5 protein-coding genes and 1 pseudogene are annotated in these 8,512 nt (G+C 76.1%); 2 read left to right on the top strand and 4 right to left on the bottom strand.

Annotated features, from left to right (window positions below; all coding sequences use genetic code 11):
• Positions 1–3,399 (top strand): DNA polymerase III subunit alpha (locus tag GQS09_RS24685; RefSeq protein ID WP_165989780.1); only part of this gene is annotated, 3,399 nt, incomplete at its 5' end.
• Positions 3,396–4,481, top strand: coding sequence for a helix-hairpin-helix domain-containing protein (locus tag GQS09_RS24680; protein ID WP_165989779.1), 1,086 nt, complete (start codon positions 3,396–3,398; stop codon positions 4,479–4,481). The genes GQS09_RS24685 and GQS09_RS24680, both read left to right, overlap by 4 nt.
• 65 nt (positions 4,482–4,546) lie before the next feature.
• Here GQS09_RS24680 and GQS09_RS24675 read toward each other — a convergent pair.
• The 4 genes and pseudogenes from GQS09_RS24675 to GQS09_RS24660 form a co-directional block, all read right to left on the bottom strand.
• Positions 4,547–5,722, bottom strand: a pseudogene (locus GQS09_RS24675) (PLP-dependent aminotransferase family protein); the annotation flags it as partial.
• A 107-nt stretch (positions 5,723–5,829) separates the two neighbouring features.
• Entirely contained in the window at positions 5,830–6,522 is a 693-nt protein-coding gene (locus GQS09_RS24670) for a response regulator transcription factor (RefSeq protein ID WP_165989778.1), read from the bottom strand.
• 139 nt (positions 6,523–6,661) lie between these two features.
• The gene (locus GQS09_RS24665; RefSeq protein ID WP_165989777.1) at positions 6,662–7,393 is read right to left on the bottom strand and encodes a CBS domain-containing protein; all 732 of its coding nucleotides are present in this window, start codon (positions 7,391–7,393) and stop codon (positions 6,662–6,664) included.
• Positions 7,394–7,505: 112 nt separating this feature from the next.
• Positions 7,506–8,411 carry a universal stress protein gene (locus tag GQS09_RS24660; RefSeq protein ID WP_165989776.1) on the bottom strand — a complete coding sequence of 302 codons (906 nt, stop codon included), beginning with the start codon at positions 8,409–8,411 and terminating at the stop codon, positions 7,506–7,508.
• Between the last annotated feature and the right edge of the window lie 101 nt (positions 8,412–8,512).

The raw sequence follows: 8,512 nt of genomic DNA, 5'->3' as shown, positions 1-8,512 counted from the left end.
GTGCGCGGCGGCGCCCATGTGGACGAGCCGCCGCTGCGCGTGGTGCTGCTGGCCCGGGACCGGGCCGGCTGGGCCGCGCTGTGCCGGATGATCTCCGCCGCGCACGCCGCCGAGGGCCCGCCGGTGGTCTCCTGGGAGGCGCTGCGCGCGCACGCCACCCCCGCGCTGATGGTGCTGCTCGGCCCGGTCTCCGAGCCGGTGCGGGCGCTGTCCGCCGGCCGCCCGGACCTGGCCGCCCGGCTGCTCGCCCCCTGGCGCGAGCTGTTCGGCGACAGCCTGCGGCTGGAGGCGGTCTGGCACGGCCGCACCGGCACCGGCCCCGGCTCGCTGCGGCTGGCCGCCCGCACGCTCGGCCTGGCCGCCGGGACCGGGGTGCCCGCGGTGCTGGCCAATGCCGTCCGCTACGCCGACCCGGAGCAGCACCGGATGGCCGACGTACTGGACTCCGCGCGCCGGCTGGTGCCGATCGTGCCGGGCGCCACCGACAGCGGCGAACGCTGGCTCAAGGGGCCGCGGGAGATGGCGGAGGCGGCCGGGGAGATCGCCCGCGCCGCGGGCGGCGGGGAGCGGGAGGCCGCCCGGCTGCTGGCCGCGACCGCGCAGACCGCACGGGCCTGCCTGATCGATCCGCAGCAGGATCTCGGCATGGGCCGCCCGCACTTCCCGGAGCCGGAGGTGGTGGGCACGGACGCGGCCTCGCTCAACCGTGCGCTGCGGGAGCGCTGCGAGGCGGGCCTGGCCCGCCGCGGTGTCGCCGTGGACCCGCCCGCGGGTCCGGCGGACTCCGCGGGTTCCGGGCTCTCCGGGGGGACCGCCGGGCCGGCCGGTTCCGCGGACTCCGCCGGGACCCGGGGCCCCGGCGGGGCCGGGCGGCCCGGCCGGTTCCGCCGCTCCGGTGGCTCCGGCCGCTCCGGTGCGTCCGGTGCGTCCGGTGCGTCCTGGCGGCAGGCGCGCGAACGCCTGGACCAGGAGCTGTCGGTGATCGCCGACCTCGGCTACGCGGGCTACTTCCTGACCGTGGCCGCGGTGGTGGCCGACACCCGGGAGCTGGGCATCCGGGTCGCGGCCCGCGGCTCGGGCGCGGGCTCACTGGTCAACTACGCCCTGGACATCTCCAATGTGAACCCGCTGGAGCACGAGCTGATCTTCGAGCGGTTCCTCTCCCGCCGCCGCAGCAGCCTGCCCGACATCGACCTGGACGTGGAGTCCGCCCGGCGGCTGGAGGTCTACCGCGCGGTGCTGCGCCGCTTCGGCGAGCGGCGCATCGCCATGGTCGCGATGCCCGAGACCTACCGGGCCCGGCACGCCGTCCGGGACACCGCCGCCGCCCTGGGCATGGACCCGGACGAGGCGGACTGGCTGGCCAAGTCCTTCCCGCACATCCGGGCCCGGGATCTGCGGGCGGCCGTCGCCGAGCTGCCGGAACTGCGCCGGGTGGCCGCCCGGGGCGACCGCTACGACCTGCTCTGGGAACTGGCCGAAGGGCTGGACGGCCTGGTGCGCGGCACCGCCATGCACCCGTGCGGCGTGATCATCTCGCACACCGGGCTGCTGGACCGGCTGCCGGTGCAGCCCACCGCCCAGGAGGGCTTCCCCATGGTCCAGGCCGACAAGGAGGACGTGGAGCTGTGGGGACTGCTCAAGCTGGACATCCTCGGGGTGCGGCTGTGGTCCTCGCTGGCGCATGCCACCGCCGAGATCGAGCGGGTCAGCGGGGAACGCATCGACCTGGAGGACCCGGCCCAGGTGCCGCCGGAGGACCCGGCGGCCTTCGCGCTGATCCGCCGCGCCGACACCCTCGGGCTGTTCCAGCTCGAATCCCCCGGCCAGCGGGATCTGCTCAGCCGCCTGCAGCCCGCCACCTTCGCCGACATCGTCGCCGACATCAGCCTCTTCCGGCCCGGCCCGGTGGCCGGGGACATGCCCGGCCAGTACGTCGCCTCCCGGCACGGCAAGGTGCCGCCGGTGCTCCACGCGGACCTGGAGGAGCTGCTGCGGGCCAGCCGCGGCGTGGTGATCTGGCACGAGCAGGTGACCGGGATCATGGCCGCGATGACCGGCCGCGAGCTGGACGAGGCGGAGGAGATGCGGCGCGGGCTGGCCGACACCGAGGGCCGGGAGGAGGTCCGTGCGTGGTTCATGGCGCATGCCGCGGCGCGCGGGCACGACGGCGCGGTGTGCCGGGAGATCTGGAAGGTGCTGGAGGCGTTCGGCGCGTACGGCTTCTGCCGCGCGCACGCCACCGCCTTCGCCGCGGTGTCCGTGCAGTCGGCCTGGCTCAAGGCGCACCGGGCCGCGGCGCTCTACGCCGGGCTGCTGGAGCACGACCCGGGGATGTGGCCGCGCAGGGTGCTGCTGGCCGATGCCCGCCGCCACGACGTGCCGATCCTGCCGGTGGACGTGAACCGCTCCGACACGGCCTATCGACTCGAACTGGTGTCCGGTAAGTGGGGGGTGCGGATGTCGCTGTCCCAGGTGGAGAACATCGCCGGGGCCGAGGCGGCCCGGATCGCCGCCGGGCAGCCGTACACCTCGCTGGACGACTTCTGGCGCCGCGCCCGGCCCAGCCGTCCCACCGCGGAGCGGCTGGCCCGCATCGGCGCGCTCGGTGCCTTCGGCTCCAACCGCCGGGACCTGCTCCTCCACATCGCCGAACTGCACCACACCCATCGCGCGGCCGCCTCCGGCGGAGGCCGCCGCCCGGCCCGCCGCGGGGAGCGGCGCGGGGAGCAGGAGGTGCTGGCGGTGGACGCGGGCGGGCCGCGGGAGACGGAGCCCGCCGGGCTTCCGGACCTCGGCACCGGAGAGCGGCTGGAGGCCGAGCTGCAGGTGCTGGGCATGGACACCTCCCGGCATCTGATGGAGGACCACGCCGGATTCCTCACCGAACTGGGGGTGGTCTCCGCCCAGGCCCTGCACTCCGTGCCCAAGGGCCGGACCGTGCTGGTCGCCGGGGTGAAGGCGGCCACCCAGACCCCGGCGATCAGCAGCGGCAAGCGGATCATCTTCCTCACCCTGGACGCCGGGGACGGCCTGATCGACCTGGCCGCCTTCGAGGACAGCCACCCCGCCTGCGCGCATGCCATCTTCCACAGCGGGCTGCTGCTCGCCCGCGGCACCGTGCAGCGCCGTGCCCCCGGAGCCACCAGCGTGGTCTGCGCCGCCGCCTGGGATCTCGCCGAGCTGATCGAACTGCGCCGCACCGGCGGCCTGGACGCGGTCGCCGCCCGCCTCGCCGAGGACGAAGGCGCCCCGGAGGGCGACGGCACCGGGGCCGGGCGCCGCATCCGGATGCCCACCGGCGCCGTGATGCACCCGTGGTCCGACCTCCGCCCGGCCGGCGACGGCGCCGCCCCCGTCCGCCGCCTGTGGCACTCCAGCCCCGGAAGCGCGGGATGACCGCCATGACCGCCAGGAACACCCCGGACACCGCAAAGACCGCGAGCACCGCGGACAATGCCGGCAACGCGGACGCCGTTGACGTCCCCCACGTGCTCTACGTCCGCTTCGAGCACAGCACCGAGGAGAGCTACCCCGGACTGCTGGAGGTCCTGCACGAGATCACCCCCGTGGTGCAGCCGCTGCCCTACGACGCCGCCCTCGCCGACGTGCGCGGCAGCCTGCGCTACTTCGGCCACGACGCCGCCGAACTCGCCCGCTGGATCCGGGTGCGCGCCCTGGCCCGCTGCGCCACCGACACCACCATCGGTGTGGCCGCCAACCCCCTGCTGGCCCGGATGACCGCCCAGGACGGCCCGCCCGGCGCGGTCCGCACCCTGCCCGCCGACCCGGAGGCCGTCGCCGCCTTCCTGGCCGGCAAACCCCCCTCCGCGCTGCCCGGCGTCGGCCGGGCCACCGCCCGCGCCCTGACCCACTACGGCCTGGACACCCTGGCCCGGATCGCCGCCGCGCCGCCCGCCACCCTCCAGCGCGTTCTCGGCGCCCCCGACGCCCGCCGCATCCGGCAGCTCGCCCGGGGCGCCGACCCGCTGCCGGTCACCCCGGGCAGCGTGCCCCGCTCCACCGCCGCCGAACACCGCTTCCCGCACGACCAGCTCGACCCGGACATCCGGCGGCAGACCCTGCTCACCCTCGCCGACCGGCTCGGCCACCGGCTGCGCCGCGAGGGCCAGACCGCCCGCGGCCTCACCCTCACCGTCCGCTACGCCGACCGCAGCATCACCACCCGCAGCCGCGCCCTGCCCGAACCCAGCGCGCACACCCCGGAACTGGCCGGCACGGCCTACGCCCTGCACGACGCCCTGGCCCTGCAACGCGCCCGGGTCCGCTCCCTCGCGCTGCGCGCCACCGGCCTCGCCGACGCCGGGCGCACCGGCCGCCAGCTCACCCTCGACCCCCGCGGTCCGCGCGGCGAGCACCGGCACCGGGCCGAGCACGCCGCCGACCGGGTCCGCAGCAGATTCGGCCCCCGAGCCGCCGGCCCCGCCGCCGCTCTCCTTCCCGGCGGCCCCCCGGGGTGACCGCCGGCGGGCGGGCCGGTCACTCCTGCCAGGTCTTGGCCAGGCGGCGCNCACTCCTGCCAGGTCTTGGCCAGGCGGCGCAGGCCCTCCTCGATCTCGTCGGGGGAGTGGGTGGTGAAGGACAGGCGCAGGGCGGCCGGGTCGGGCGGGCCCGCGAAGAAGGGGGTGCCGGGGACGAAGGCCACGTCGTGGGCCACGGCCCTGCGCAGCAGCGCGGTGGCGTCGTGGCCGTCCGGCAGACGGGCCCAGACGAACATGCCGCCGTCCGGACGGTTCCAGGTGCTGCCGGGCGGCAGGGCGTGGGGAAGGCCGTCGAGCAGTGCGTCCCGGCGGGCGCGGTAGGCGGACCGGAGGTGTGCGAGATGCGCGTCCAGGTCCGAGTCGGTGAGGTAGCGGGCGGCGGCGGCCTGGTCGACGGTGGAGCAGTGCAGATCGGCGGCCTGCTTGGCGACCACGCAGGCCCGCAGCAGGGCCGCCGGGGCGCGCAGCCAGCCGAGCCGCATGCCCGGGGCCATGATCTTGGAGAAGCTGCCGAGCAGGGCCGTGCGGTCGGCGGCGGCGTCGAAGGAGGAGATCCACGGCTCGTGGGTGCCGCCGAACCGCAGTTCGCCGTAGGGGTCGTCCTCGACGATCCACAGGCCGTGCCGGCGGGCGGTCTCGGCGACGGCCCGGCGGCGTGCGGCCGGGAGCGTGCGGCCGGTCGGGTTCTGGAAGGTGGGAACCAGGTAGAGCAGCTTGGGGCGCTCGCGGGTGACGAGGCCGGCCAGCGCGGCGGGGTCGATGCCGTGGTCGTCGGTGGGGACCGGGACGACCCGGGCGCCGGCGAAGCCGAAGCACTGCAGGGCCGCCAGGTAGGTGGGGTCCTCGACCAGGACGGTGTCTCCGGGCTCCAGCACGGCCGTGGCGATGAGGGTCAGCGCCTGCTGGGAACCGGTGGTGACCAGCAGGTCCTCCGGGCCGGTCGGCAGTCCCCGGGCGGCGAGCCGGGCGGCCGCGGCGGCCCGCAGCGCGGGGTCGCCCTCGGTGGTGGAGTACTGCAGGACCCGCCGCGCGCTCTCGGCGAGCACCCGGTCGTAGGCGGCCCTGATCCCGTCGGCGTCGAAGAGTTCCGGCGCGGGCAGGCCGCCCGCGAAGGAGATCACCTCGGGCCGCGCGGTGAGCGCGAGGATCTCCCGTACGGGGGAGGCGCCGACCGTGAGGCAGCGGGAGGCGAGGGCGGGAACGTCGGCGGGTATCGGCATGCCCGCAGCCTAGTAAAAAAGATGTGCCCTCAACGTACTTTTCCGGAGTGCGGCCGGCGGGCCCGGGGGCGCCGCCGGGGAAAGCGCGGCAGACCCCGTCGCCCCGCTCAGGAACCCTCGCGCTCCCGGATGCGCTCGGCGATGACGGCGGCCTGCACCCGGCGCCCCACGCCCAGCTTCGACAGGATCGAGGAGATACGGTTCTTCACCGTCTTCTCGGCCAGATAGAGCCGCTCGGCGATCTGCCGGTTGGTCAGGCCCTCGCCGATCAGTTCCAGGATCTCCCGCTCGCGCGGCGAGAGCCGGGCCAGCTCCGGCGGGGTGTCCGGCTCCTGCGGCCCGCGCAGCCGGGCCATCACCCGGGTGGCGGCGCCCGGGTCCAGCATGGACTGGCCGCCCGCCACCGTGCGGATCGCCTTGATCAGGTCCGACCCCTTGATCTGCTTCAGCACATATCCCGAGGCGCCCGCCATGATGGCGTCGAACAGCGCCTCGTCGTCGTCGAAAGAAGTGAGCATCAGGCAGGCGAGGTCCGGCATCCGGGCACGCAGCTCGCGGCAGACCTCGATGCCCTCCTCGTCACCGCCCTCGTCCGAGCCGAGGCGGACGTCCAGCACGGCGACGTGCGGACGCAGCGCCGGCACCCGGGCCAGCGCCTGCCGGGCGTCGCCCGCCTCGCCGACCACGGTCAGGTCGGGCTCGTCCTCCAGCAGGTCACGCAGTCCCCGGCGGACCACCTCGTGGTCGTCGAGGAGGAAGACCCGGATGGGGGTCTCGGGGGCATGGGTCGGGGCATTCATGCGTCCATCCTGCCGCAGGAGACGCTCAGACGTGCAGGGGCCGTTCGGCCCTGCGCGCTGCCTGCGGGCAGCGCGGGTCCGGACCCGGGGCCTGCGGGACCTGCCTCCCCTCCCGGGTCCGGCTCCGGCGCCGCCGCCGTCACAGGCGGCGGATCCATTCCTCGGCGATGCCGTGCATGGCCCGTTCGGCGGGCCGGATGCCGGAGTCGTCCTCCTCCCACTCCAGTTCGTCCACCACGGAGACCACGCCGTCCACCCGCCCGGTCAGCCGCAGTGCGATGCCGGCCTCGCTGCGCCGGGACAGGGTGCCCGCCAGGGTGACCACCCCGCCGTCCACCTCGACCCGGATGCTCTCCGGTGCCAGCCACAGGGTGCGCACCAGCACGTCCTGGACGATCTCCGCCCGGATCTCCTGGTCCGGGCGCAGGAACACCCGGAGCAGGTCGCTGCGCGAGACGATGCCCGCCAGCCGGCCCTCCTCGTCGATCACCGGCAGCCGCTCCACGTCGTCGGCCGCCATCACGCGGGCGCCCTCGGCAAGGCTCTGCCGGGCACCGATGGTGACCGCGGGCGAGGTCATCAGCTCTCCCGCGGTCCGGGCCCGGGCCTTCTGGCGCGCGATCCGGTCCCGGCGCGCGCCCCGCACCAGCCGGCTGTGCCACCAGGGCGGCGGCTCGGCCCCCTGGGCGGCCTGCCGGAGGGTGAGGTCGGTCTTGGACAGGACGCCGAGAACCCGGTCGTCGTCGTCCACAACGGGCAGCCCGCTGATGCCGTGGCTGGCCAGCAGGGCTGCGGCTTCCTTGACCGGGGTGTCCGCCTGGACGGTGACCACGTCCCGGTTCATGATCTGGCCGATCACGCGGTGGTGCATGGCTGGTTCCTTAGGGTGTGTGGGCCAATGGGGCACGGGGTGACCCCGGGCGGACCGCGCTCGGCGGGTCTCCGGCCGGAGAGGTCCGGGCGGCGGGGCGGCGGCCGGAAGGTCAGTCGGCCGGGATCACCGCCACCGGGCAGTGGGAGTGGTGCAGCAGGGCGTGGGTCACCGGGCCCAGCTGCATGCCGATCCGGTGCCGGCGGCGGTGCGCGGCCAGCACCACCACATCGGCGGAGCGGGTCGCCTCGATGAGCTGCCGGGCGGGCGGACCGACGGCCGGCTCGGTGCGGACCTGGACGTCCGGGTACTCCTCGCGCAGCGCGGAGACGGCGAACCGGGCCACCTCCTCGGCGGTCCCGGCGTCCGCCGCGTGCTCGGGAAAGGCCGGGTACTGCCACACGTGCAGCGCGTACAGCTCGGCCTTGCGCCGCCGGGCCTCCTCGAACGCGAAGCGCAGCGCCTCCCGGTCCAGGTCGGACTTGACGGCCACCAGCACCCGGTGGCCGGTGCGGGCGTTGTCCCCGCGCACCACCAGCAGCGGTCCGGTGGTGTGGGCCGCCACGTGCAGACTGACCGAGCCGAGCAGCATGCCGGCGAAACCGCCGTGGCCCCGGGTGCCCACGACGGTGAGCGCCGCGTGCCGGCCGCGCCGGGCGAGCGCGGTCTCGGCCGCCTCCACGGTCATCACCGGGACCACCGGCAGGTCCGGGTGGTCCTGCCGGATGCGGTCCGCGGCCTCGTCCACCACCCGGCGGGAACGCTGGAAAAGCGTGGTGGCCTCGCCCTGCGCCCCCGGCTCCGGCGGCAGCAGGTCCCAGGGCCAGCCGTACAGGATCTCCAGCGTGCCGCCGCGTGCGACGGCCTCCTCGGCCGCGCGGTCCAGGGCGTGCCGTGAGTGGTCGGAGCTGTCGAAGCCGGCCACGATCAGCGGCGGGCGGGAGCGGGGGGCGGGCACGGCGGGGACGGGTTCCGCGGCGGTGCCGCCGGCGGCGGGCCGGAACGGTGCCTGTGTCATCGGATGCCTCCTCGGGCGGGGTCGGCGGGGGAATCGGGGGCGGGAACGGGGGCGGTCCGGGAGCCGCCGGCCGGGCGCCGCCGCCCCGGCAGGCCCGGGGC

Origin of the sequence: Streptomyces sp. YIM 98790 (genome assembly GCF_011421595.1) — a bacterium.
GTDB lineage: Bacteria > Actinomycetota > Actinomycetes > Streptomycetales > Streptomycetaceae > Streptomyces.
The sequence above is the reverse complement of the archived record's forward strand: the minus strand, read 5'-3'. Positions and strand labels throughout refer to the sequence as shown.

What these genes read in the sequence shown, in the direction of transcription:
- GQS09_RS24660 (WP_165989776.1), bottom strand. Translation starts at nt 8,411, where the DNA reads ATGACACAGGCACCGTTCCGGCCCGCCGCCGGCGGCACCGCCGCGGAA.
- GQS09_RS24680 (WP_165989779.1), top strand. Translation starts at nt 3,396, where the DNA reads ATGACCGCCATGACCGCCAGGAACACCCCGGACACCGCAAAGACCGCG.
- GQS09_RS24665 (WP_165989777.1), bottom strand. Translation starts at nt 7,393, where the DNA reads ATGCACCACCGCGTGATCGGCCAGATCATGAACCGGGACGTGGTCACC.
- GQS09_RS24670 (WP_165989778.1), bottom strand. Translation starts at nt 6,522, where the DNA reads ATGAATGCCCCGACCCATGCCCCCGAGACCCCCATCCGGGTCTTCCTC.